Origin of the sequence: Exiguobacterium antarcticum DSM 14480, from assembly GCF_000685865.1 — a bacterium.
In the GTDB taxonomy this organism is placed as follows: domain Bacteria; phylum Bacillota; class Bacilli; order Exiguobacteriales; family Exiguobacteriaceae; genus Exiguobacterium_A; species Exiguobacterium_A antarcticum.
Genome location: NZ_JMKS01000003.1, coordinates 525607 through 550650, shown reverse-complemented (window position 1 = coordinate 550650; position 25044 = coordinate 525607). Strand labels below are relative to the sequence as shown.

Genomic DNA, 25044 nt, shown 5'->3' with positions numbered 1-25044 from the left:
GACCCCTCCTTAATCGTACATGAAGCGACGGCGGAGTCGTAACGCATCAAAATGTGCGACGACTTCGGGTGCGACATGTTTTCCGATGCGTGCCATTAAACAATTGGCAGGATGCGAGGCGATTTCTGGATCATCCGTCGGGAAAAAGACAAGACCACCATGATTCATCATTTTTTCCATGATTTTGCGATAATCCCAAACGGATAAGCCGCTTCCTTTTAAATCCCAATGCCAATAATATTCTGTCGTCAAAATCAAGTAATGTTCCATTGCGGGATCAAGCATCGACACTTCGAGTAGCTTTTTCCCAATCTGTTGTCCACGAAAACGGGCAGCTACTTCGATGGCACCTAATTCTAAAATGTACGGGTTATTTCCTTCACTCCATGTCTCATACGGATCGGGATACAGAAACGTCACGTAACCGATGATGTCGGTCCCTTGTCTTGCGACGATGATTCGACCTTCTTTAAGGTCCGCGATTTCAACAAGTGCCTGATGTTGTTCGAGTGGTTGTCGGAAGGCTGTCAATCCTGGATCAAGCGTGTACGTAGCGAGGACCCGGCTTGAGACGGGTCCCTCGATTTCAACTGGACCAAGCGATGTTTCATGAGTACGATGATTGAATTGTTTTTCAAACATGTAAGCGTCACCACCTTCTTGTATATTATAGTCGAAAGCAGGTGGAGAAAGAGAGGGATTTTTTAACAAATTGACGGCAAATGGATTGAACTACACGATAACTAGCTTATAATGTAGAAGAGAACAGCGAAGGGGAGGAACGAGACATGAAAGTTTTGAAAGCGCTTCCGGGGAAGCATTGGTTATCCGAATATGATGGATCAGATTCATATGATTGGAAAGAAGCAGAACACTATTTTTCATGGGCGACGACGGGGAAAGTCAATATGGCCTATGAAGCAATCGATCGTCATGCAGAAGGGGAACGGGCGAATAAAAAAGCGTTGATTTATTTTGACGGGACGACAGAACAGACCTTTACGTATGCGGATATGAAACGATTGACGAATAAAGCCGCAAACGTCCTCAAAGATGCGGGAATCCAAGCAGGAGATCGAATTTTCATCTTCATGCCACGTTCACCAGAACTGTATTTTGCTCTACTAGGTGCCCTGAAGGTTGGAGCCATCGTAGGTCCGTTGTTTGAAGCTTTCATGGAGCAAGCCGTTCGGGATCGGTTACTTGATTCAGAAGCAAAAATGTTGATTACGACCAAAGCCTTGTTGCCACGTGTTCCGGTGGATGAGTTGACATCCCTCGAACAAATTTTTTTAGTGGATGAAGAGATTAAAACAAATGAGAAAATTTCTGATTTTCGGGTTGCTTTCGAACAAGCATCAGATGTGTTTGAACCGGTCTGGCTAGACCGAGAAGATGGTTTGATCTTGCACTACACATCAGGTTCGACCGGAAAACCAAAAGGTGTCCTGCACGTTCAAAATGCGATGATTCAGCATATGATGACGGGACGTTGGGTGCTTGATCTACAAGAAGAGGATGTGTACTGGTGTACCGCTGATCCAGGATGGGTGACCGGCACAAGTTACGGTATCTTTGCTCCGTTTTTAAATGGAGCGACGAATGTGGTCGTCGGGGGACGGTTTAATCCGGACTTTTGGTATAGTGTCATCGAAAAATATAAAGTGACAGTCTGGTACAGTGCACCAACGGCATTCCGGATGCTGATGGGAGCTGGAGCTGAAATTGCGAATACACACGATTTATCCAGTCTGCGCCATGTCCTCTCAGTCGGGGAACCACTTAATCCAGAAGTCATCCGGTGGGGGAAAGAAGCGTTTGACCAACGGATTCATGACACATGGTGGATGACAGAGACCGGTGCGATGATGATCTGTAATTATAAATCGATGGATATTAAACCAGGATCGATGGGGAAACCGATTCCAGGTACGCAAGCCGCGATTGTCGATGATCAAGGAAATGAACTCCCTCCGTTCCGAATGGGGAATTTAGCACTGAAAACACCATGGCCATCGATGATGCGTCAAATCTGGAACAATCCGCAAAAATATGATTCGTATTTCTTTAAAGGCTGGTATGTCTCTGGCGATTCTGCTTATATGGACGATGAAGGGTACTTCTGGTTCCAAGGACGTGTGGATGATGTCATCATGACTGCTGGAGAACGTGTCGGACCGTTCGAAGTCGAAAGCCGACTCGTTGAGCACCCGGCTGTCGCAGAGGCTGGTGTCATCGGGAAACCGGATCCGGTACGTGGTGAAATCATCAAAGCCTTCATTTCTTTACGGGATGGTTATGAACCGACCGAAGAATTAAAACAAGAAATTCAAAAATTCGTCAAAGAAGGGCTGGCAGCACATGCAGCACCTCGGGAAATTGACTTCCGGGATAAATTGCCGAAAACACGAAGCGGAAAAATCATGCGTCGTGTCTTAAAGGCCTGGGAATTGAATCTTGAAGCGGGTGACCTTTCGACGATGGAAGATTGATAACAACTTGATCGAACAGTAAACCATTAAAGACCACCTGCATCCAAAATGAATTTGGATGCAGGTGGTCTTTGGCGGTTTACTAAAAGCGACAAAAAAACCATCGCCCACTGAAGGGGCGATGGTTAAAAAGAAGGCGTGCGTTACTCAGTGTTTTTCTTGTCCTCATTGGCTTTCTTTTTTGCCTTTGCTTCAGCCTTCGCTTTTGCCTCTGCTGCTTTTTTAGCCGCGGCGTCCGCTTTACGTTTGGCGTCTGCATCGGCCTTCGCTTTTGCGGCATCCGCTTTACGTTTGGCGTCTGCATCGGCCTTCGCTTTTGCGTCGTCCGCTTTACGTTTGGCGTCTGCATCGGCTTTTGCTTTTGCGTCGTCTGCTTTACGTTTGGCGTCCGCATCGGCTTTCGCTTTTGCGTCGTCCGCTTTACGTTTGGCGTCTGCATCGGCTTTCGCTTTTGCGTCATCCGCTTTTTGTTTGGCATCGTCTGCTTTCGCAGCATCCGCTTTTTTCTTCGCTTCCGCTTCTGCTTGTTTTTTCTTTTCTTCCGCAGCTTTTTTCTTTTCTTCCGCAGCTTTTTTCTTCGCCTCAGCTTCTTTTTTCTTTTTGTCTTCCTCTTTGAAACGCCCTGTGTTTTTAAAGTCATTGGCGCTGACGGATGCTGGCTGATTGAAGCGAGCACCTGATTTGAAGTAACTGCTGTTCGCATTATACGTCAGGTTGGCCATTTGAGCCCAAACATTTTGTGTTCGTTGATAATAGGTCGTCGCACCAAACAATGAGTTGTTTTGGTCATGTCCCGTCCAGACAGCGAGTGTAACACCAGGTGTTGAACCAACAAGGTAGGAATCTTTGATTTCGTTCGTCGTCCCTGTTTTACCAGCCCAATCTCCTGGCACCTTGAGTAAGGAATTCGCATACTGAGCCGTTCCTTTATCAAAGACACCGCGCATCATATCTAATGTTAAATAGGCAGTCCGATCTTCATAAATTCGTTTTTTCTTTGATTTCGCTTTATAAATATTTTTGCCATCCTTCGTAATTTTGGAGATGATATACGGTTTGACATATTCACCGTAGTTCGCGAGTGTCGCATAAGCACCTGCAAGCTCAACCGGTGTGATTTCCATCGTCCCGAGCGCGGCAGAAGGCGCGTAACGGATGTTATCGGGAATTTCGATCCCCATGTCGACTAACTTTTGAATCGAGTTTGACATGTTCATTTTTTCGTACGTCTTAACGGCAGGGACGTTCAGCGAAAGTTCGAGTGCTTCTCGAATCGTAACGTTCCCACGGTAACGTCCGCCTTCATTATTGATCGGGTTATCTCCCGGTTGGCGAGGAACAGTTTGGTAATAATATTCTTCATCATTGATCGTCGAAGCTGGTGTAATCAATCCGTTTTCGATTCCGTTTGAATAGACGAGAATCGGTTTAGCGGTTGATCCGATTTGGCGTTTCGCTTGGAAAGCACGGTTGAAGTCATCCGCAGCTCCATCTGTATAACGTCCACCAACAAAACCTAGAATACGACCGGTCTCATTTTGCATCAAGACGGCAGCTGTCTCTTCCGGATCTTTTTTGTTGACCGTTTTTTTCGTTTTTGGATCAACGACTTGTTTATACTGAAGTGTACTTGGGAAATTGGCTGCATTTTTAGCAGGCGTCTGCATCGCTTCATGAATTTTTTTATCAAGCGTCAGGTGAATTTTATAACCGCCTTGGCGGATCGCGACAAGTGCTTGATCTTGATAATTCGCTTTGACTTCAGCGAGTTCAGACGGTTTGACTTCATCTTCTTTAACACCGTCTTGCTTCATGAAATAACTGGTCATGATTTTTAAGGCTTCTTTTTCAGCCAAATCATAGACGTACGGATACGTCTCACGTGACCGTGTTGATGTTTTGGCGAAGTCTTTTGTGATATCGTATTTTACAGCTTTTTCGTACTGTGCTTTCGTAATGTTTTGGGCGACATACATCCGCTTTAAAACCGTTTTCATGCGGTTGGTACTTGGTGTCAGGTCTTTTTTGATGACACCACCTTGAAGGTACGGTGTGTAGTAGTACGGGTTTTTCGGGATACCCGCTAAGAAGGCAGCTTGTGGTAACGTCAATCTTTTCGCTGGTTTATTGAAGACCCCACGTGAGGCTGCTTCGATTCCAGCGATGTTGCGACCAAGTGAGTTTCGACCGAACGAGACGACGTTCAGATACGCTTGCAGGATTTCATCTTTTGTCATCGCATTTTCCAGACGAAGCGCTAAGATGATTTCTTTTGCTTTTCGTTCGAATGACACTTCGTTCGTTAAGATTTGGTTTTTAATCAACTGTTGCGTGAGCGTACTGCCGCCTGTTCGTGAAGCGGAGTTCGTGAGTTCTTGCAAAACGGCACGTAATGTTGCTTTTGGCACAACACCATCATGTTCGTAAAAATCAACATCTTCCGTTGATAAAACGGCATCGAGTAGATAGGGTGAAATTTCTTTGATATCGACAGGTTGACGTTCTTCATCTGTCGAGATGTTCGTCAACTTTTCGCCACTTCCCCAATAAATCTGACTCGTAATGGCATAACTATTCACTTGTTGCTTCATTTCCGTCAATTGAGGTGCTTTTGTATCTTTGACGAGCGACGCAAAATAGCCTCCAGCTGCTCCGACAGAAAAACTTCCGACCAGTAAGACACCTATAATGAGGAATAAAATGATATTCCAAGATACGTCGTATGTGATATTCGACCAGTGCCGAACGGCTTTCGTCCGGGGATGATTCCAAAACTTGAACCAGTTCTCGCGCATAAATGATCTCCTTTACATCTTAAACTTGGGTGTAAATTAACATTAAATCACAGATAGGCGTATTATACCATATCTGAAGTATCAGAAAGTGGCTTGACAGTGGATTCTGCTTCGACGTATCATTGAAACATCTTAATGTGATTATATAAAAAATAAGCTGTGAATGGAATTGAGTAATGAATCGCTCCCTGTATCAGAGACCTAGTGGTGCTGCGAACTAGGACATAGCGCTTTCATGAATTACGCTTCCAGGAGCTTCTTGAGAAATCAAGCGGATGTGCCCCGTTATCGGCAATCTAAGTGGCATGAATTTCATGCAATTAGGGTGGTACCACGGAATCTTCCGTCCCTTCGTTTATTCGAGGGGACGGTTTTTTTTAGATTATTTTAGGGGGAAGACAGATGACGTTACTGGAAGACTTAGAGTTTCGTGGTTTAATTAGTCAAATGACAGACGAAACAGGGATAAAAGAATTACTCGCAAACCCGACGACGCTGTATACAGGATTTGATCCGACAGCGGATTCGTTACACATCGGACACTTATTGCCGATTCTTGTCCTCAAACGGTTCCAAGAAGCGGGGCATCACGTAATTGGACTAGTCGGCGGCGCAACAGGTATGATTGGTGATCCAAGTGGTCGTTCAACAGAACGTTCATTGAATACATCGGATATCGTCGAAGAATTTGCAAACCGAATCAAAGGACAATTATCCCGTTTCTTACCGCTTGCAGGTGAAAACCCGGTGACGATTGCCAATAACTTAGATTGGACAAAGGATTTGACGATCATCGATTTCTTGCGCGATATCGGAAAACATTTCCCGATCAGCTACATGTTAGCCAAGGATTCCGTGGATTCCCGCCTCCAAAATGGGATTTCGTTCACAGAGTTTTCGTACATGTTGTTACAATCATTCGATTTTTTGAAGTTATACGAAAATGAAGGCTGCCGCCTCCAGGTTGGAGGAAGCGATCAGTGGGGGAATATCACGGCGGGAATGGAATTGATTCGTCGTGTCGGACATGATCAAAAAGCATTCGGGATGACGGTCCCTCTTGTCACGAAATCAGATGGACAAAAGTTCGGAAAAACGGCAGGCGGTGCAGTCTGGCTCGATGCGGAAAAAACGACACCATACGAATTCTACCAGTTTTGGTTTAACGTCGATGATTTAGATGTCATCAAGTTCTTGAAATACTTTACGTTCTTGACGCATGAAGAAATCATTGCACTCCAACAAGAAGTAGAAACCGCACCAGAAAAACGGGTAGCGCAGCGTCGACTAGCAGAAGAGATGACCGTCCTCGTTCATGGAACGGAGGCCTTGGAGCAAGCAGAACGTATCACGAAAGCACTCTTTAGCGGAGAAATCAAAGCGTTGAAAGCAGAAGACATTGCGGACGCCTTTAAAGGAATGCCACGTTTTACGCTTGGTGAGCACACGAACCTTGTCGATGTCCTGGTCGAGGCGAAGATCAGCCCGTCAAAACGTCAAGCGCGCGAAGATGTGACGAATGGTGCCATTTACATCAACGGAGATCGCGAACAAGAACTGACGAAAGAGATCACGAAACAAGATGCGATTGGTGACTTCACGATCATCCGGCGTGGGAAAAAGAAATACTTTGTCTTGGAACATGCTTGAACATAACCACAAAAACAACGCTGACTCAAAATTGAGGGCGTCTCTCGATTAAAATGAATGAAAGGAGTTGGATTTCCGGTGTTTGATCCGAAAATCCAACTCCCTTTTCTTTCGTAAACCATAAGAATTTGTATAGAAAAGGCCGATGATCCCGTGAAAAGTGATATGCTCCCACAAAAATAGACAGTTGAAATAACAAAACTGTCTACTTTTGAAGGGAGCTTTTTCTATGGCCACATCTAAATTTTTGCTTGATGAAAAAATACACATCATACAGATGTACGATAACGGAACATATACGTTAAAGGAGATTGCGTCGCTCTTCGAGCTTTCACTCGATACGTTGAATACTTGGCGAAGACGATACCGTCACGGTGGTGCCTCAGCTCTAAGTAATAGAACGGGATGGACACGCTATTCAGAAGAACTGAAAACACAGGCCGTACGCGCAGTGCTAGACCGTGAGGAATCACTCAGGAGTGCCACGCTAAGATTCGGCATCTCGAGTAAGAGCGTGCTTCAAAGATGGATTAGCCAGTATACTGGTCATAGTACTCAAGGGAAACCGTTGAAGGAGCGATTCACTATGACCAAAGCAAGAAAAACAACATTCGAAGAGCGCGTCGAGGCAGTTATGGACTGCATACAGAACGGGAAAGACTATCAACACACCATGAAGACCCATCGGGTCTCGTATCAACAAATCTACAGCTGGGTAAGGAAGTTCGAGAAAGACGGGATAGACGCACTGTTGGACCGCCGGGGACGTCGGAAACCGAAGGAAGAATTGACCGCTGGAGAACGTTTCACTATTGAAATGAAACAACTCGAGAAAGAAAATGAGCGTCTGCGAATGGAGAACGCTTTCCTAAAAAAGTTAGAGGAGATCGAGAGGAGGTCACGTTAAGCCAAGTTCGTAATCGAGATAAATACGAGGCGATCCAGTCATTCGCAGCGCAATTCGGTTATCCCATCGTAGCCTTATGTGACCTTGCGGGTATCTCGCGTGCAGCTTACTATAAATGGTTACATCGTGTACCGACGGTACGGGAGACCGAGAACACACGGATCATCGAAGAGATGTGCCAGATTCACTATTCGGTGAACGGAATTTACGGATACCGCCGAATGACACTGAACCTGAAACGTCGCTTTGGCAGAAACGTCAACTCGAAGCGAATCCGTCGCTTGATGGGCGTTGCCCGAATCTACTGTGTCATCCGTCGAAAGCGTCCCAAATATATGCGCCACCTTCCTCAACAGACGACAGAGAATATCCTGAATCGTGATTTCCATGCGGCGGGACCGAATCAGAAATGGGTAACGGATGTCACGGAACTGAAGTATGGCGCATCCCAAAAGGCGTATCTAAGTGCCATTCTAGACCTGTACGACGGATCCATTCGTTCGTTTGTCATCGGTCATTCGAATAACAATCAACTCGTGTTCGATACGCTTGAACGCGCCCTTCAGGGCGCACCAGAAAGCCAATCACTTCTACATAGCGATCGTGGGTTTCAATATACGTCGCATGCTTTCCGTCGAATGACGAAAGCAGCAGGCATTACACAAAGTATGTCTCGTGTCGGTAAATGCATCGATAATGGTCCGATGGAATCGTTCTGGGGCGCATTGAAGTGTGAGAGTTATTATCTACATAAGTTTGAGGAGTTCGACGAACTCTGTCATGCGATTCAGCAATACATTCGATTCTATAACGAAGAACGATACCAAGAACGACTAAACGGCTTGAGTCCGCTGGAATTCAGGGCTCAAGCCGTTTAAAAGATTTTTATTATTTCGCCTGTCTACTTGACGGGGAGCAGTTCAAAGATGGGATCATCGGCCTTTTGATTGATGGAAGACGGAAACGTTCATCCTCGACTCCTATGGGAAAAGGAAGCGCGATTAGCGCTTCCGCCCATGGAAAGCGAGGATGTCGGACACGTCCGTCACAAGGATTGATTTTGGCCTGACTTATGAGTCAGCCCCGTTTTGTTAAGCCATCCGGAATAAGCGAAGCGGGAGTAAACGAACGGCAATCGTCGTAGCAATCAAGGCCTTTAATAGATCCCCGATGATGAACGGGATATTGATGACGAGTGCATCCATGAAGGATAGCTGTAAGACGATTATCAACCCCAATGTCCCGAGCAGATAAACGAGTCCGAGTCCAAAAACCAACATCCCGATGAAGAGCGGGAGGAAACGACGGGTTTTCTCAGCGACGAGGCCAATGAAAAATCCGGCAATCGGAAAGGCAATCAAATAGCCGACCGTCGGACCGACGAACGGAGCAAGTCCACCTTTTCCGCCGAGCAGGGGAAGACCGGCAGCAGCGAGCAATAAAAAGATGAGCACGGCAAGTCCGCCGCGTTTTGCGCCGAGGATGGCACTGACCGTCATGATGGCAAGCATTTGAAGGGTAATCGGAACCGGACCGACGAGTTGAAGTTGCGGTAATAAACTGACCGCAGAAATGATGGCAGCCCCTAAGGCGATGAATGTAAGATCTTTTGTTTTCATAAAATGACACGTCCTCTTCTTTATGTGTTAACCAATATAAATAAAAGGTTAACACAAAAGGAGGGAGATGAAAACATAAAAAAAGCACCCACCGAAGTGGATGCTTGAAACAACTGATTAACGTGAGTAGTACTCAACGACGAGTTGTTCTTGAATTTGATCGTTCAACTCTGAACGTTCTGGAAGACGAACGAAAGTTCCTTCGAGCTTCTCAGCATCAAACGTGATGAAGTCTTTAGTTGCTGGTGCAACTTCGAGTGCTTCTTTGATAACGACAAAGTTCTTCGATTTTTCGCGAACTGAAATCGTTTGACCTGGTTTCACGCGGAACGACGGGATGTCGACGCGAGCGCCATCAACTTGGATGTGACCGTGGTTGACGAGCTGACGAGCAGCACGACGTGTACGAGCCATACCCATACGGTAAACAACGTTATCAAGACGTGCTTCAAGTAAGAACATGAAGTTCTCACCGTGGATACCAGGCATTTTGCCAGCATCGTTGAAGATACGGTTGAATTGGCGTTCGTTTACTCCGTACATGTGACGAAGCGTTTGCTTCGCTTGAAGTTGAAGACCGTACTCAGACATTTTGCGACGGCTGTTACCGTGTTGTCCTGGAGCGTACGGACGTTTTGCGATTTCTTTTCCTGTTTCAGTAAGAGAGATACCGAGACGACGTGAAAGTTTCCAAGCTGGACCTGTATAGCGAGCCATAATAAGACTCCTCCTTAGTGTTCGTTATTATTTGCATAAAAATAATAACGCCATCAAACCCACGTTACGCCCATTTCATGATGTGGCACCCTCGCTTGATAGCAAAGTTACACGATGCCCCTCCGGCAAAGCCGAGTCATGAAATGTGATACGTAAGCGATTTGACCGCTATCGTTATCATTTCTGCACTTTTACAAGTATACGTCTGCATATTCCTGCTGTCAATCAAATATGACGAAGAAGCGTTTTGCAAAATGCTTCGAGGCCGGCTTGATCCGTTTCGTCAAAACGATTCAGTTCAGGACTATCGATATCAAGAACACCAATCGTGACACCGTTTTGCACCAATGGAACAACAATTTCGGAATTCGTAGCTGCATCACAGGCGATATGACCTGGGAAGGCATGGACGTCCATGACGAGTTGTGTGATTTGGTCTTGTGCCGCTGTTCCGCAGACACCACGTCCAAACGGAATTCGGACGCAGGCCGGTAACCCTTGGAATGGACCGAGGACTAGTTCATTTTGCGCCGTATCCGTTAAGTAGAAACCAACCCAGTTCGTCCGCTCCAGGAATTGACCAAGTAAAGCACTTGCGTTGGAAAGATTAGCGACTTGATTGGTTTCGCCAGCGAGCAAGGCATCTAACTGTTTATTCAGCATTTCATATTGTTTCGTACGGTCACCGTCATAAGTCGTTGTCTCGAACATCAAAAATTCCTCCTGAAAAATCATATTTTATTCATCTTATCGGGTTTTCGCGTGACTGACAAACAATTGAATTCAGGAAATGGTCGCGGAAAGTTCGGAAGAAATTAGGAAAAGCCCGAGTAATTCTATGCAAATCGGTTGCGCTATACTATTATAAGGATAAGATTAAAGCGAATTTATTGGAAAGTGAAATCGCTTGACAGGGTGGAGGTCGTAACAAATGTGGGCATGGGTGATTGGCGTCATCGTCATCGTATTACTCGTCATGCTGTTTAGCATGATCAGTCGTAAAAAATATTATACGAAAATCGATGAACTTGATCTGCGGAAACAAGGAATCATTAGTGCATCGATTCCGAAGGAGCTGCAAGAACTAAAGGAACTCCCGATGGCGGGTGAGACGGAGACGAAATTCACATCCTGGCACCAGGCATGGGAAGAGTTAGTGACCGTCCACGTTGCACAAATTGATGAGACGTTATATCGGGCAGAAGAAGGGCTGGATGGCTATCGTTTTGTAGCGGTTAAAAACGATCTGGAAGTAACGGAACAACTGATTGCTGAACTTGAAGGATTGATTGATGAGATGTTAACCGATATGTCGACGTTCAAAACGAATCAATCTGTCTTAGCGGAACTGAAAGCGCAAGGGGAAACCCACTCTAGCCAAGTGCGTAAATCCCTGTTACTGCAAGCAACATCGTTTGGACCAGCTTTACCTAAGTTGGAAGAACAAGCAGAGACCATTGACCAATTGCGTACAGAGATGGGTGCCTTCGAGGAAGCAGGAGAAGTGACGAAAGCTTACGAAACAAGTCTTCAGCTCGAAACGAAAGTCGAAGAGACCCGTCAGCTCGTTGAAGTGATTCCGCAACATTGGAAAACACTAGCACATGAGTTAAGACAACGGATTGATCAATTAAGTGCCGGCTATAAAGAGATGACGCTTGACGGTTATCCACTGGAGCCGCTTGGTATGCAATCTGATATCAAACGGTTTGAAGAACAGCGTCTGAGTCTCGTCAAAAAGTTGGAGTTCCTCGAAATCGTTGGTCTAGAAGAACAAGTGCAACAGCTTGCTTCAGATATTGATCAAATGTACGATACGTTCCGGCGTGAAGTAGATGCGCGACACCATGTGAAAAAAGAAAATCAGTCGCTGAAACAAAAAGCATTACGGATGCGTGAAAAAGTACATCAATTGGCGCAAGAGTTCAGCATGCTACGAGAAAATTATGAAATCTCAGCGGATCTAGGGGAGCATTATGAGTCGATTCAACGAGATGAAGAAATGTTGTTTGGTGCAGCAAAAGATTTAGATGAATCGATCGCAAGCCGCATCATCCCATTCAGTATGTTGGAGGATCAAATGCGAGATGCCGTTCGTTTAGAAGAACAGCTGATGATTCAGTATGAACGGTTCACCGTCGAACTCCAGGCATTACGTAAAGAGGAGACGGAAGTCCGACAACGGGTCGCTGAATGGCGTCAGCTTCTTTCGACGACTCGCTTGCGTTTAAAACGGTTGGGTGTACCGAAAATCCCGGCGGATGTCGAAGAGGTATTACATGCTTCAAGTCGTTCCCTGCAGACGCTGGAGTCACGTTTAGAAGAGCTGCCATTTAACGTCAATTATATCGTTTCTCAAAGTGAGGACGTCAACGGGACGTTTAGATTGTTGCAAGAACGGATAGATAAACTAGTATTCGAAGTCACGTATGCGGAACGTCTTGTCCAATACGCCAATCGGTTCCGGCGGCAAGATAATGAGATACATATGTCGCTGACGATTGCTGAGACAAAGTTCCTGGCGGGAGATTACGAGCGGACGATCACTTTAGGAGAACGTGTTTTGGAACAATTTGATCCGGGCTCCATCGAACGTATTCGAAAAGCATGTGGTCAACAGGAAACGATGCATGTGTAATCATCACTGACAATTCAGGGTGGCCGTCCAGGTCACCCTGTTTTTGTAAAAAAAGGAGCGGTTAAGATGGGAAAACTGTATGTGAACGGAATCATCCGAACAATGGCACACGAGGAAGATGTGCACTCCTCAATGTTTGTCGAAGGGGAAAGAATCATCGCGATGGGGGAAGAGGGAAAGTTACGTCGTCGATTCGGAAGACGGATTCTATCGATTGTTGACTTAAACGGCAAAGCGGTTTATCCCGCATTTACCGATGCTCATATCCATTTGATTGGCTACGGGGAAGCGATCGGGCGAGTTGATGCGTCTCGCTACACGACGTTAGACGAATTAGGCAAAGCCTTTGTTCAAGCGGAAGCGATCAACGGCTTGCACGTGGCGGAAGGTTATGATGAGACGAAACTGGACCGTGCGCCGACGAAGGCATGGTTAAATCAACTGTTCCCAACAGAACCGGCATTACTCAAACGAACGGACAGACATACAGTGCTCGTCAATGATGTCTTGTTTAAACAGCTTGGTTACAAAGCATCGACGGTTATCGAAGGTGGGAAGATTGGTTTGGCGGAGTCGGGCGAAGCCGACGGATTTTTATATGATGCAGCGATCGAACCACTGTATGCTCTGCAATCAGGTTCAATGGAACGGAACAAAGCATCGTTACGATCGGCAATCAAAGATTTACAGCGGTACGGTATCGTCGCCGCGCATACGGAAGACTTGGCATATCATGGTGATTTGACGGATGTCTTGCAAGCGTATCGTGAAGTGACGGAAGAAACCGGGTTCCATGCGCATCTTCTTGTTCATCATTTAGTACTCGATCAATTCATTCAGACGAATCCTGTTTTGCCGGCGACGTTATCCGTTGGTGCGATGAAAGTATTTGTCGATGGTGCACTCGGTGGGCGGACGGCCTTGCTTGGCAGAGGATATTCGGACGATCCGACAACACGCGGTATCGAAGTCCATTCACCAGAACAGTTGGAACAACTTGTCAAACGGGCGCGGAGCTATGGTTTTACGGTCGCGGCGCACGTCATTGGTGACTTGGCAATCGAACGTTTTGTCACGGTACTTGAGAATTATCCGGCACCAAAAGGAAAAAGAGACCGGATCATACATGCGACGGTCGTCCGTCCCGAACTCTTGACGCGCATCCGGAAGTTACCGGTCTTGATTGATGTTCAGCCGGTGTTCTTGCTGGATGACGCGGATTTTGCACAAGACCGTCTTGGGTTGAACCGGCTCGACTGGGCATATCGACTGAAGTCGCTTGCGGATACGGGTGCTCTTCTCTGTGGTGGATCAGATGCGCCAATCTCAAATCCCGATGTTCGGCGTGCATTATACGCGGCAACAACTGGAACGGCAGGCAACATCAACAAGACGAATGAAGTCCTCTCGATGTATGAAGCATTGTTGCTGTTCACGAAAAATCCGCACATCGCGACGGATACACATGGACGAAAAGGCATGTTGCTTCCAGGTTACGACGCGGACTTCGTCATCTTTGATCAAGATTTCTACTTACTACGTGGAGAAGCGGTCTTACGTAACCAATTGGTTGAGACGGTCCAAGCGGGGAAAACCGTTTTTCAGGCTACTCCGGTCATGAATTGATTCCACAAAAAAATCTGCCGCTCGGCAGATTTTTTTGTTATAAGAAAGAACGTTGGATTTTATGCCAAAATGTATTGTCGGTGAGTTTAACGGTTTTCAATTCTTTTTCCGATAGTTGAATATCGACGGAATCTGTCCGTTTTAAACTGAGTGCCTCATTGTCCATCCCGATGATCGGATAGTCATTGCCATCCTCGATGATGCGGAGAGATAATTTACGACCCCGGTTTAAGAGGAATGCGGATCCGAGTGTCCGGTAACGGTTATTGTTGACGGATGCGATCTCACTGACTTGCAGACAGTGGATCAATGGATCGACGATTGCACCTGACAAGGATTTGTTGTACGCCGTTGAACCGGTTGGTGTCGAGATGACCATCCCATCCCCGCGGAACGTCTCGAAGAGGAATCCATCGATGTATACTTCGATTGCCAGTGATTTGATGATACTCGACTTGACGGAACATTCGTTTAGGCAAAGCATGCCTGGACCACCATTGATCGAAGCTTCTAAAAGTGGATAACGGCGGACTTCGATATCACCGTTCGAAGCACGGTTGCCGGTTTCTTTGAAAATCGCTTCGACTGAAGATAAATCATTGATGTCAAAGTCACAATAAAACGAGTTCGGACCTTCAGCGAATCCGACATAAATGGCGTCTTCACGGAATCCGGTAAAACGGGCTGCTTGAAGAAACGCTCCATCTCCACCAATCGAAACGATGATATTGGCTTGTTTATGATCCTGGACGACATTTAGTCCATACCGATTTCCAACTTCAATCAATTTACGTACCTGCGTCTCGTGTCTTTGTTTGTTTCGGTAATACAGGTAGACATTGTTTCGAGCCATGGTCAATTCCCCCTTGAAAGCGTTTCATGAACTCTTTCATTATACCTGTTTTAAGGAATAATCGGTACTGCTAGCTAAAGACACGGGCAAAATTCTTGTCATACGTTAGGATCGTTTTTATAGTAGAATGGGAAACGACTTAGAATCTATTGGGAAATGGGGAATTCACATGGCAACATTTAAAGGCAATGCGATTACATTAGTCGGAACAGCAGTTGAGGTCGGGCAACAAGCACCGGATTTCGAAGTATTGGCGAATGATCTTTCACCGGTTATGCGCGATACATATCAAGGGGTTCGAATCATCAGTGTCGTACCATCAATTGATACAGGGGTTTGTGATGCACAAACGCGTAAATTCAATGAAGAGGCAGCGAGAATCGATGGTGTGACGGTATTGACGATCTCAAATGACCTGCCATTCGCACAACGTCGTTGGTGTGCGGCAAGCGGACTCGATAACGTCGTGACGTTGTCCGATCATCGTGATCTTTCGTTTGGTACACAATACGGAGTAGCGATCGAAGAACTTCGCTTACTTGCTCGTTCTGTCTTCGTCATCGATGCGGCAAACGAAGTCGTATATGCTGAGTACCTGGACGAGTCGACGAACGAAGTCGATTTTGATTCGGCGCTTGCTGCTGCCAAAGGTGCCAAAACGACGAAGTAAGAATAGTTTACAAATGGCGTGAAACCGCTACAATGAAGATAATGAGAAAAAACGGCTCCCACGAAGCACGGGGGCCGTTTCGTTTTGAAAGGATGGAACACAGATGGAAGCATTAGAAACGCTATACAAAGAACTGACTCAACAAACCCGGAAACTAGAACGTGATTTAGATATGCCGTATTTAGAAGCGTTAACGGAAGTCATCGACCGACTAAACGAGCGGCATACGGAAAACGTCGATCCGGAAACGGTGCGAAAAGCTGTTTCACTTGCGATCCTTGAAGGCATGAAACGAGCTCAACCGAATCATTTACCGACACCGGACAGTGTCGCCTTGTTTGCCGGTTATTTAATCGGGAAATTAATCAAGAAGGGGGACGTCCGTCTGCTCGATCTTGGAAGTGGGACGGGTGGGATGTTACATGCCGTCCTCAGTCAACTTCCGAAAGATGCCGTCGCAGAAGCCGTTGAAGTCGATGAAACATTAATCCGACTTTCTGCATCCGTCACGGAACTTCTTGATTATCCGGTCAACTACACGCATCAAGATGGACTCCGCCCGCTTTTGTTAGATCCTGTTGATTTAGCGATGGCTGATTTACCGATTGGTTATTATCCGGATGAAGATGTAGCCCAGACGTATGTCCTAAAACGTGAGGAAGGGATGAGTTACAGCCATTTTCTATTGATCGAACAAGCAATGAATTACGTGAAGCCAGGTGGATTTGGTGTGTTTGTCATTCCGAACGGCTTGTTCCAACATGATACGGAAGGTAAGTTGAAGCACTATTTTGAAGAGAAAGCGCATGTCATCGGTATTCTCCAATTGCCGCTGACGATGTTCAAACAAGAACAAGCCGCCAAAAGTTATCTGATTGTACGAAATCACCTTGCCGGAATGACGATGCCTAAACAAGCATTACTCGCGGAGTTACCGTCCTTCACCGATGCCCGTGCCTTTGGTGGAATGGTGAAACAGATTGATGAATGGATTAACACAGAATTAAAGTGAAATGCGCAAAGTGATTGAAATCTATTGTTAATTTGACTATTCTAGTGTAGAACAGAAAAAGAGCAAGACTCATACAGATGTGAATGTCTACTGATTTTGAATGGAAAAGGGGAAATAAATCATGGCAAAGATTATGGCAGTAAACGCCGGTAGTTCGTCACTTAAGTTCCAATTACTTGAGATGCCGAGTGAGACGATGGTCGCAGTCGGTTTAGTAGAGCGTGTTGGGAAAGATGACGCCATCTTTACGATTAAATATGGTGAAGGACAGAAATTTACAGATGTTCTTCCACTTGCAACACATAAAGAAGCGGTTGAATTGTCGTTAGAGAAGTTGATGGAGTTTGGCATCATCTCATCTTATGATGAAATCAAAGGTGTGGGACACCGTGTATTACACGGGAAAGAAAAGTATGCCGATTCGGTCGTCATTACGGACGAAGTCATGCAAGACATCGAATCGTATACAGAACTCGGTCCATTACACATTCCACCAAACTTAATCGGTATCCGTGCGTTCCAAGCGATTTTGCCGGATGTACCACAAGTTGCTGTATTTGATACGGCTTTCCACCAAACGATGCCGGAAGAGAACTTCCTCTACAGTCTTCCATACGAATACTATACAGAATACGGAATTCGGAAATACGGTTTCCACGGAACAAGCCACAAGTACGTAACCGAACGTGCTTCTGAATTGCTCGGTCGTCCATTAAAAGACCTCCGTCTGATTTCGTGTCACCTTGGTAGCGGAGCGTCGATTGCGGCAGTAGCGGGTGGTGAGTCACTTGATACGACAATGGGCTTTACGCCACTTGAAGGAATTACGATGGGAACACGTTCTGGTTCGCTTGACCCGGCCTTGATTCCGTTCTTGATGGAGAAAACAGGGAAAACAGCAGAAGATGTCTTGAACGTCATGAACAAAGAATCAGGAATATATGGTCTTTCAGGTCTTTCAAGTGATTTACGTGATGTCGAGTCTGCGGCGACAGAAGGCAACCACCGTTCCGAGATGGCGCTCCGGATTTTCGCAAACCGGATTCACGGATATATCGGACAGTATGCTGCTGAGATGAACGGCGTCGATGCGATCATCTTTACGGCTGGTGTCGGTGAAAACTCAGATTCGATTCGTGAGCGCGTCTTACGGGGGCTTGAGTTCATGGGCGTTTACTGGGATCCATCGCTCAATAACGGCGCGCGTGGTGAAGAATTATTCATCAACTATCCGCATTCACCGGTCAAAGTCATCATCATTCCGACAAACGAAGAATTGATGATTGCACGTGATACGGTACGAATCGGCGGCTTAGTCGAACAAAACGTTTGAACTACCTCCACCTACGCTTCACTTAGAGGTGAAGGATTCCTGAGTTATCCGACCTGACGGTCGAAACCTGATCAGGCTAACCCCGTCGTTCCGACGGTTGAAGAAGCTAAAATGCGTTCTGCTTCTTGTTTGAGATTCAGTCCTGCGTTCACATCACGGTCGTGATGGATGCCGCAACTCGGGCATGTCCATTCACGCAATCCAAGATGTTTCACGTCTTTGTGTTGATGTCCGCAACTGGAGCACAGTTGACTGGAAGCAAAGGTCTTGCCGACCTTGACGAGAGTCTTCCCGTACCATTCTGCCTTGTACTCCAGCATGCGGAAGAACTCCGACCAGCTGACGTCCGAGATGGCCTTGCTCAACTTGCGATTCTTCTGCATGTTCTTCACCTGCAAGGTCTCGATGCCGATGACGTCGTGGTTTTTGACGATCTCGGTCGATACCTTGTGCAGGAAGTCGGTACGCTTGTTGGCGATCTTCTCGTGGATACGGGCAACCTTCCGCTTCTGCTTCTGATAGTTCCTCGCCTCGGAAAGCTTGACTTTCTTGTTCAGAGCGATGCGTTGACGGCGGGAGAGCTTGCGCTGTTCGCGCACCAGTTTCTTCTCAAGCAAACGGAAGTAACGGTCATTCTTGTATACCGTGCCGTCCGACAGGATGGCGAAGTTCTTGAGTCCTACGTCGACGCCGACGGATGAACCGGTCTTCGGCAGTTCGTTGATCTCCTGCTCGACGAGCAGGGAAACGAAGTATTTTCCTGAAGCGTTACGTCGGATCGTGGCGTTCAAGATACGGCCTGTGACCTGTTTCGAGTGGGCGAAACGAACCCATTTCAGCTTCGGAAGTTTGAGCTTGTTACATCCAATCGAGACTTCAGGAAGCTGGTTTTTGCCTTGGATGTTGGTCTTGTACGACTGGACGGGATGGCGCTTGGACTTGAAACGAGGGCGTTCGTTCTGCTTCTTGAAGAAGCGGTCAAACGCATCGGCAAGGTGTTTGACGCTGATCTGAACAGATGTACTATCCACTTCCTTCAACCAGTCGAACTGCCGCTTCAACAAAGGAATTTCTTTGGAACAAGAACCGTAGGACAGTCCTTTTCCAGTGGTCTTGTACGTTTCATCCCACTTCGCCAGGAAGTGGTTGAAGATGAAGCGCGAACACCCGATCGTCTTCGCAATCAGGATTTCCTGCTCTTTTGTGGGGTAGATTCTGAATTTGTAGGCCTTGTGCTTCAACAAAATTTTTCACCTCCTTCAAAAGGAGTATACCCGAAAGGTAGGCTAGCGATTCATCTCCCACTTTCACTTCGTTTAGAAGTGGGAGTATTCTCGCCTAATTTTGATAAAAAATTAAACATGAACGTCCGGACGCAACATATGTTGCATCCGGACGTTTTTTTGTTTTACAGAGCTTAAACTGGACCCTAAAAAATGAAGTAATTGAGATTGTGATTTAGTTTTGTTACGAACGTTGTCATATAAAAAAGTTGAAATAGAAAGTTAAACCTCGATTTGATGTAAAAAGGACTAAAAACTGAAAAAAATGAGTCTTTTGTAATATAAAAGTAACAATGACGTCATCTTTTTGTGGTCTATATGTAACGGCACGGCTCCATTTTGTCATGTATATTAATGTAAGTTACAAAACAGGGACAATTATGGAGGAGAGATTACATGATGATGAAACGAATACTCGCTAGTGTTTTAGCAGTCTTGTTAGCACTCAGTTCGTTTGCAGGTCTTCAAGCGGAAGCTGCAGCCAAAAAAAATGTCAAGTCGTCGGTCAATAGCCTAGTTGTTCGTCAGAAAGCAACAACAGCGTCTAAGAAACTTGGTCTTCTATATAAGAATCAAACATTACCGTACAAAGCGAAAACGGGAAACTGGTACAAAGTCAGTTACAAAGGCAAAACAGCTTATCTCAGCGCGCGTTACTCAAAAGTCGTTTCAGGATCTTCTTCAAAGAAACAATCGAGCGGCGGATGGAAAACACTCACGAACGTAAGTGCAACAGCCTATACACCATATGATCCGGGCAGCGGCAATTTAACAGCAATTGGTTGGAACATCAAGAGTTCGAAAAAGAAAGTCGTCGCAGTTGATCCACGCGTCATTCCACTTCGTTCAACAGTCAAAGTGTATTACAAAGGGAAATTAAAAGGGACCTACACAGCAGCAGATACGGGCGGTGCCATCAAAGGCAAGAAGCTCGATATCCTCTACTACTCACGTTCAGAGGCTTTTAACTGGGGTCGTCGTAACGTCACCGTGAAATTCAAATAATCAAGTCAGGTCTATTGCACATCGGTGTAATAGACCTTTTTTGTACAAAAAAACACTCCACCCAAAAGTGAAGTGCTGAATAAAGTAATGAGTTCGATTAAAGACGGACAATCAAGACATCACATTTAGCATAACGCGTAATGCTTTCAGAGACACTACCGATAAAGAATCGCTCAACGGCATTTAAACCGGTCGCACCACAAATGATTAGGTCGACATTGTGATTCGGTGCGAGTTTTTTGGCGATCGTCACTTTAGGAGAGCCGTATTCGATGGCGACTTCGACATCTTTGACGCCTCGTTCTTGAGCTGTTTTGACATACTCGTCAAGCAGTTCTTTTGCATAGGACTCGGCGCGTTCTGTAATCGTCCGGTCATAGGCTTCGACGGTCGCGAAAGTCCGTGTATCAATGACATGAGCGATGACGAGTTTGGCATCGTTTCGAAGTGATACGTCAATCGCCGTTTCAAAAGCTCGTTCTGCCTCTTTTGAACCGTCGACTGCTACTAAAATGTTATGATATACAATTGCCATTCTGTATCCATCCCTTCGTATTCGTCTGATTCTTACACCCTTATTATACCATTCCCTGAAATGGAAGGTGAGGAACATTTAGACGGTTTTAAAAATTGTTCTTCGACAACGGAACCCGTAAGATAAAGAAAGACGAAAGGAGGCGGATGCCAAGATGAGGCACGCATTGATTACAGCAGGAACAAAAGGGCTGGGTGAGATGGTCACCCTTCGTTTGCTCGAAGAAGGATGGTACGTCACAGCCCTTCATCGCTCGCAACCGACGTTTGAACATGAACGATTGAATCTGATTAAAGCGGATGTGACGAAACAAGAGGAGTTACTCGAAGCAGTCGAGCAGGCAATGTCTCAGTATGGGCGGATCGATGCCTTGATTCTCAATGCCGGACCGTACATTTTTGAACGAAAGTCGTTAGTGGATTATTCCGATCAAGAGTGGGACGAGGTCGTGACAGGGAACTTAACTGCTAGTTTTTGGTTGTTGCGAAAGATTCTTCCGATTATGCGGAAACAACAATATGGACGGATCGTTACATACGGATTTCCGGAAAGTGCGTCGGCGCCCGGCTGGATTGATCGAGCAGCGTTTGCAGCAGCTAAAAGTGGGATGGTCAGTCTGACGAAAAGCGTAGCACTTGAGGAAGCCGGGCATGGCATCACGGTCAATATGATCAATCCTGGAAACATCGTCGGTGACAATAAATCGAAGCGCATCGAACAAGCGACGGCAGATAACCAGACGCCGGTCGGTCGGACGGGGGTAGGCGAGGATATCGCCCGGGCCATCTTGTTTTTACTGGCTGAAGATTCCAGTCTGATCACAGGCGCGATCCTTGATGTCACAGGCGGCGTCAACGTCGTCCATCAATCACGTCGCTGAGGTTAGGGGAAACAGTTGAAGATACGACAATAGAGTCCATTCCGTTTTTTCGGAATGGACTCTATTATTTACCGTACAGACTGAGATGGAAGGGATTGGAGGTGTTTTGGGTAGCGAGTTAATGCTTCTGGTCCATTTTCTGTCAAGTAAATGTCGTCTTCGATCCGAACGCCACCGACGTTTGGAACGTAAATGCCCGGTTCGAGTGTATAGACGATACCGGCGTCTGCCGTCAACAGATTATTGGAGGCAAGTGACGGGAATTCATGAACATCAATTCCAAGACCATGCCCAACACGGTGCGTAAAGTAGTCGCCATAACCGGCCGTTTCAATCACCTGGCGGGCAGCTTGGTCGAGTGAGCCAAGTGTCACACCAACACGACTCGCTTTAGTCGCTGCTTCGAGTGCTGTGAGGACCGTTGAATAGATTTTGCGTTGTTCGTCACTTGCTTCGCCATACACGAATGTCCGAGTAATATCGGAACAATACCCTTTCCAGACGACACCTAAATCAAACAAGACGAAGTCTCCTTCTTCGATGACGCGGTCGCCAGGTACACCATGAGGATCCGCACTGTTTGCACCGAATAAGACCAATGTATCAAACGACATCTCGCGAACGCCTTTCTTTTTCATCTCAAATTCGATTTCCGCAATGACTTCCATTTCCGTCACACCGGGGCGAATCGCTTGTTTACCGATTTCAATCGCTTGATCGGCTAAATCAGCTGCTTCACGCATGATGTTGATTTCTTGTGAATCTTTTTTCAGTCGCAATGCTTGAAGTTGCTGACCGATATCAAGGATCGCCGCGTTTTCTTGGCGGGATTCGAGTTCCTTAAAACGACTAAATGTCATATGTTCGCCTTCGATTCCGATCCGGTTATTCGAGACCGCAAACGTTTCAAGGACTTGATTGATTTTATCGAATGGATGTTCGTGGTCGGCGTACGTGACGACTTCTCCGTCCCAAGGACTTGCTGAAACGATATTCGCTTCGAGTGCCGGGCAGAAAAGGGTACGTTTCCCGTCAGCATCAACGATGACGGCCATGACACGTTCATGGGGTTCGGCATAGACACCTGAAAAGTAAAAGACACCGGCTTTTGATGTAATCAACGCGACGTCAATTCCTGATTCTTGTAAGACACGACTAATCTGATTTGTCCGTTCTAACATATCGTTACCACCTCTCGATTCTTATCACATTTCAGTATACCATCGTTGAAACGTGAAAACATTTCTTGCAAATCGGACTAGTACACTTTTCATTCTTTAGAGTAGTACAGTATAATGACAGGAGAGTAGAATATAGGAAAAGAAGGGATACAGCATGCCTACGAAACATGAACAGATCATCCGGCACATTGAGGATCTCGATGTGGGCGCCAAAATATCCGTCCGGCAAATTGCAAAGGACTTAACGGTATCCGAAGGTACGGCGTATCGTGCCATTAAAGAAGCAGAAAACTTAGGATTCGTCTCAACGATCGAACGTGTCGGGACGATCCGGATCAAAAAAAAACAAAAAGAGAACATTGAAAAACTGACATTCGCAGAAGTCGTCAACATTGTGGATGGACAAGTCCTCGGAGGCAGAGATGGTCTTCATAAAACCTTGACGAAGTTCGTCATCGGGGCGATGAAGCTAGAAGCAATGATGCGGTATATCGATGTCGACAGCCTCGTCATCATCGGAAACCGGGAAAAAGCGCATGAACTCGTCTTAGAGGCAGGTGCTGCGGTCTTGATTACCGGTGGTTTTGATACAACGGAAGATGCCAAAAAATTAGCAGACGATATGCAGTTACCTATCATCTCGACTTCCTATGATACGTTCACCGTCGCGACGATGATCAACCGGGCGATTTATGACCGACTGATCAAAAAGGAAATCCTACTCGTTTCGGATATCTTGATTCCGTTGCATGATACCTTTTATTTGCAGACGAACGATCCGATTGCCAGATGGCATGAATTAAATGAACAGACGAAACATAACCGGTATCCGGTCATCGACGAGCAGATGAAGGTCGTCGGCGTCGTGACGGCGAAGGATATCATCGATCGTCCACACGACTGGCCGGTTGAAAAAGTCATGACCCGTCATCCGATCACAGTCGGGATCCGGACAAGTGTGACGAATTCCGCTCACCAGATGGTCTGGGAAGGAATCGAGATGTTACCGGTCATCGATCAATACGGTCGATTACTGGGCATCATCAGCCGACAGGATGTCTTAAAAGCCCTGCAACTCGCGAACCGGCAACCGCAGGTCGGGGAAACGTTTGATGATTTGATTACGGGACAAATCAAGGCGGCGGAAGATGCGAGAGGACCGTATCTGTCACTCGAGGTCTCGCCGCAGATGACGAACTTCATGGGGACGGCTTCAAGTGGTGTCTTGACGACGTTACTCGTCGAGGGGGCAACGCGGATGTTACGACACATGAAAAAAGGTGATCTTGTCATCGAAAATGTCAGTATCTACTTCATCAAACCGGTTCAAATCGAAAGTACGATCACGATTCGGGCGAATGTGTTTGATGTCGGCCGTAAGTTCGGAAAAGTCGACGTCGAGATGTATCAAGGGACACAAATCGTCGCCAAGGCGCTCGTGACGTCGCAACTGATTGATCGATAACTTTTTTGGGATTAAAAGCATAAAAAAAGACGGTCATGACCGTCTTTTTTACGACTGTTCCGTCTGTTCCATTTCCCGAATGACATACGGATAGATTTTTTTATAACGGATGAAGCCGGCAATGAAAGAAGCGACCCCGATGACGATCAGGGTGGAACAGACGATTTTACCAGTCAGTGTCGTCAAACCGTCACCGGACACAAACTGATTGACGGCAAATAGAATGACGAACAAGCTGAGCCAGATGCTCGCTTGCGTATTAAATAAAAATTTCCGATTCGTGCTTTTCGTATGGAAGGCACGCCGTTTGGCAAGTAAATAACCACCAAGGGACAAGACGATTAACAGAATGAGAACAAACTGCATATGGATGACCTCCTTTT

The 25044-nt window shown here is 46.2% G+C and carries 21 protein-coding genes and 1 other annotated feature; of the genes, 11 read left to right on the top strand and 10 right to left on the bottom strand.

Translation table 11 applies throughout. The features are described from left to right. Window positions 1–9: 9 nt before the first annotated feature. A complete protein-coding gene (locus P404_RS0103805) occupies window positions 10–642 on the bottom strand; it encodes a GNAT family N-acetyltransferase (RefSeq protein ID WP_014971023.1) in 633 nt (210 codons plus the stop codon). 146 nt (window positions 643–788) lie between these two features. Here P404_RS0103805 and acsA point away from each other — a divergent pair, with 146 nt between their 5' ends. Further along, window positions 789–2492, top strand: a complete 1704-nt coding sequence (acsA, locus tag P404_RS0103800; protein ID WP_014971022.1) for an acetate--CoA ligase — start codon at window positions 789–791, stop codon at window positions 2490–2492. A 143-nt stretch (window positions 2493–2635) separates the two neighbouring features. On the opposite strand, the gene P404_RS0103795 is transcribed toward acsA, so the two are convergent. Continuing rightward, window positions 2636–5287 (bottom strand): transglycosylase domain-containing protein, encoded by a 2652-nt coding sequence (locus P404_RS0103795; RefSeq protein ID WP_026830015.1) that lies wholly within the window; start codon window positions 5285–5287, stop codon window positions 2636–2638. 150 nt (window positions 5288–5437) lie between these two features. Then, window positions 5438–5641, top strand: a binding site (T-box leader). 48 nt (window positions 5642–5689) lie between these two features. Between P404_RS0103795 and tyrS the strand changes: the two genes are divergently transcribed. Together tyrS and P404_RS18180 are read left to right on the top strand one after the other, a co-directional pair. Then, a complete protein-coding gene (gene tyrS, locus P404_RS0103790; protein ID WP_014971020.1) occupies window positions 5690–6937 on the top strand; it encodes a tyrosine--tRNA ligase in 1248 nt (415 codons plus the stop codon). Between the two features lie 229 nt (window positions 6938–7166). Continuing rightward, window positions 7167–8722, top strand: a protein-coding gene (locus P404_RS18180; RefSeq protein ID WP_236624306.1) for an IS3 family transposase whose coding sequence is annotated in 2 segments (ribosomal slippage) — window positions 7167–7806 and window positions 7806–8722 — 1557 coding nt in all. Because the reading frame shifts where the segments join, the coding sequence is not laid out codon by codon here. Between the two features lie 213 nt (window positions 8723–8935). Here P404_RS18180 and P404_RS0103775 read toward each other — a convergent pair. From P404_RS0103775 to P404_RS0103765, 3 genes are all read right to left on the bottom strand, one after another. Then, window positions 8936–9463: a biotin transporter BioY gene (locus P404_RS0103775; RefSeq protein ID WP_026830012.1), complete on the bottom strand. Its 528-nt coding sequence runs from the start codon at window positions 9461–9463 to the stop codon at window positions 8936–8938. A 117-nt stretch (window positions 9464–9580) separates the two neighbouring features. Then, window positions 9581–10180: a 30S ribosomal protein S4 gene (gene rpsD / locus P404_RS0103770; RefSeq protein WP_014971018.1), complete on the bottom strand. Its 600-nt coding sequence runs from the start codon at window positions 10178–10180 to the stop codon at window positions 9581–9583. Between the two features lie 225 nt (window positions 10181–10405). Next, window positions 10406–10891, bottom strand: a complete 486-nt coding sequence (locus tag P404_RS0103765; protein ID WP_026830011.1) for a GAF domain-containing protein — start codon at window positions 10889–10891, stop codon at window positions 10406–10408. Between the two features lie 220 nt (window positions 10892–11111). On the opposite strand from P404_RS0103765, the gene ezrA reads away from it, so the two are divergent. Both ezrA and P404_RS0103755 read left to right on the top strand, forming a co-directional pair. Further along, window positions 11112–12818: a septation ring formation regulator EzrA gene (gene ezrA, locus P404_RS0103760; protein ID WP_026830010.1), complete on the top strand. Its 1707-nt coding sequence runs from the start codon at window positions 11112–11114 to the stop codon at window positions 12816–12818. A gap of 66 nt (window positions 12819–12884) precedes the next feature. Next, on the top strand, window positions 12885–14444 hold the full coding sequence (locus tag P404_RS0103755; protein ID WP_014971015.1) for an amidohydrolase: 1560 nt from the start codon (window positions 12885–12887) through the stop codon (window positions 14442–14444). 37 nt (window positions 14445–14481) lie between these two features. On the opposite strand, the gene P404_RS0103750 is transcribed toward P404_RS0103755, so the two are convergent. Further along, window positions 14482–15297: an NAD kinase gene (locus tag P404_RS0103750; protein ID WP_014971014.1), complete on the bottom strand. Its 816-nt coding sequence runs from the start codon at window positions 15295–15297 to the stop codon at window positions 14482–14484. 163 nt (window positions 15298–15460) lie between these two features. Here P404_RS0103750 and tpx point away from each other — a divergent pair, with 163 nt between their 5' ends. The 3 genes from tpx to P404_RS0103735 all read left to right on the top strand — a co-directional run bounded on the left by tpx (window position 15461) and on the right by P404_RS0103735 (window position 18312). After that, the gene (gene tpx, locus P404_RS0103745; protein ID WP_150111979.1) at window positions 15461–15967 is read left to right on the top strand and encodes a thiol peroxidase; all 507 of its coding nucleotides are present in this window, start codon (window positions 15461–15463) and stop codon (window positions 15965–15967) included. 103 nt (window positions 15968–16070) lie between these two features. Then, window positions 16071–16979, top strand: a complete 909-nt coding sequence (locus P404_RS0103740) for a class I SAM-dependent methyltransferase (RefSeq protein WP_026830008.1) — start codon at window positions 16071–16073, stop codon at window positions 16977–16979. Window positions 16980–17100: 121 nt separating this feature from the next. Next, window positions 17101–18312: an acetate kinase gene (locus tag P404_RS0103735; RefSeq protein ID WP_014971011.1), complete on the top strand. Its 1212-nt coding sequence runs from the start codon at window positions 17101–17103 to the stop codon at window positions 18310–18312. Between the two features lie 71 nt (window positions 18313–18383). On the opposite strand, the gene tnpB is transcribed toward P404_RS0103735, so the two are convergent. After that, on the bottom strand, window positions 18384–19556 hold the full coding sequence (gene tnpB, locus P404_RS0103730; protein ID WP_026830007.1) for an IS200/IS605 family element RNA-guided endonuclease TnpB: 1173 nt from the start codon (window positions 19554–19556) through the stop codon (window positions 18384–18386). Between the two features lie 438 nt (window positions 19557–19994). Between tnpB and P404_RS0103725 the strand changes: the two genes are divergently transcribed. After that, window positions 19995–20600 (top strand): 3D domain-containing protein, encoded by a 606-nt coding sequence (locus P404_RS0103725; RefSeq protein WP_236624303.1) that lies wholly within the window; start codon window positions 19995–19997, stop codon window positions 20598–20600. 97 nt (window positions 20601–20697) lie between these two features. Here P404_RS0103725 and P404_RS0103720 read toward each other — a convergent pair whose 3' ends face one another. Further along, window positions 20698–21135 carry a universal stress protein gene (locus tag P404_RS0103720; RefSeq protein WP_014971008.1) on the bottom strand — a complete coding sequence of 146 codons (438 nt, stop codon included), beginning with the start codon at window positions 21133–21135 and terminating at the stop codon, window positions 20698–20700. Between the two features lie 154 nt (window positions 21136–21289). On the opposite strand from P404_RS0103720, the gene P404_RS0103715 reads away from it, so the two are divergent. Continuing rightward, complete coding sequence (locus P404_RS0103715; protein WP_026830006.1) at window positions 21290–22015, top strand: SDR family oxidoreductase; 726 nt, start codon at window positions 21290–21292, stop codon at window positions 22013–22015. A gap of 68 nt (window positions 22016–22083) precedes the next feature. On the opposite strand, the gene P404_RS0103710 is transcribed toward P404_RS0103715, so the two are convergent. Then, complete coding sequence (locus P404_RS0103710; protein WP_026830005.1) at window positions 22084–23196, bottom strand: M24 family metallopeptidase; 1113 nt, start codon at window positions 23194–23196, stop codon at window positions 22084–22086. A gap of 154 nt (window positions 23197–23350) precedes the next feature. On the opposite strand from P404_RS0103710, the gene P404_RS0103705 reads away from it, so the two are divergent. Further along, entirely contained in the window at window positions 23351–24661 is a 1311-nt protein-coding gene (locus P404_RS0103705; RefSeq protein WP_014971005.1) for a DRTGG domain-containing protein, read from the top strand. Window positions 24662–24709: 48 nt separating this feature from the next. On the opposite strand, the gene P404_RS0103700 is transcribed toward P404_RS0103705, so the two are convergent. Continuing rightward, window positions 24710–25027, bottom strand: a complete 318-nt coding sequence (locus P404_RS0103700) for a YtpI family protein (protein ID WP_014971004.1) — start codon at window positions 25025–25027, stop codon at window positions 24710–24712. Between the last annotated feature and the right edge of the window lie 17 nt (window positions 25028–25044).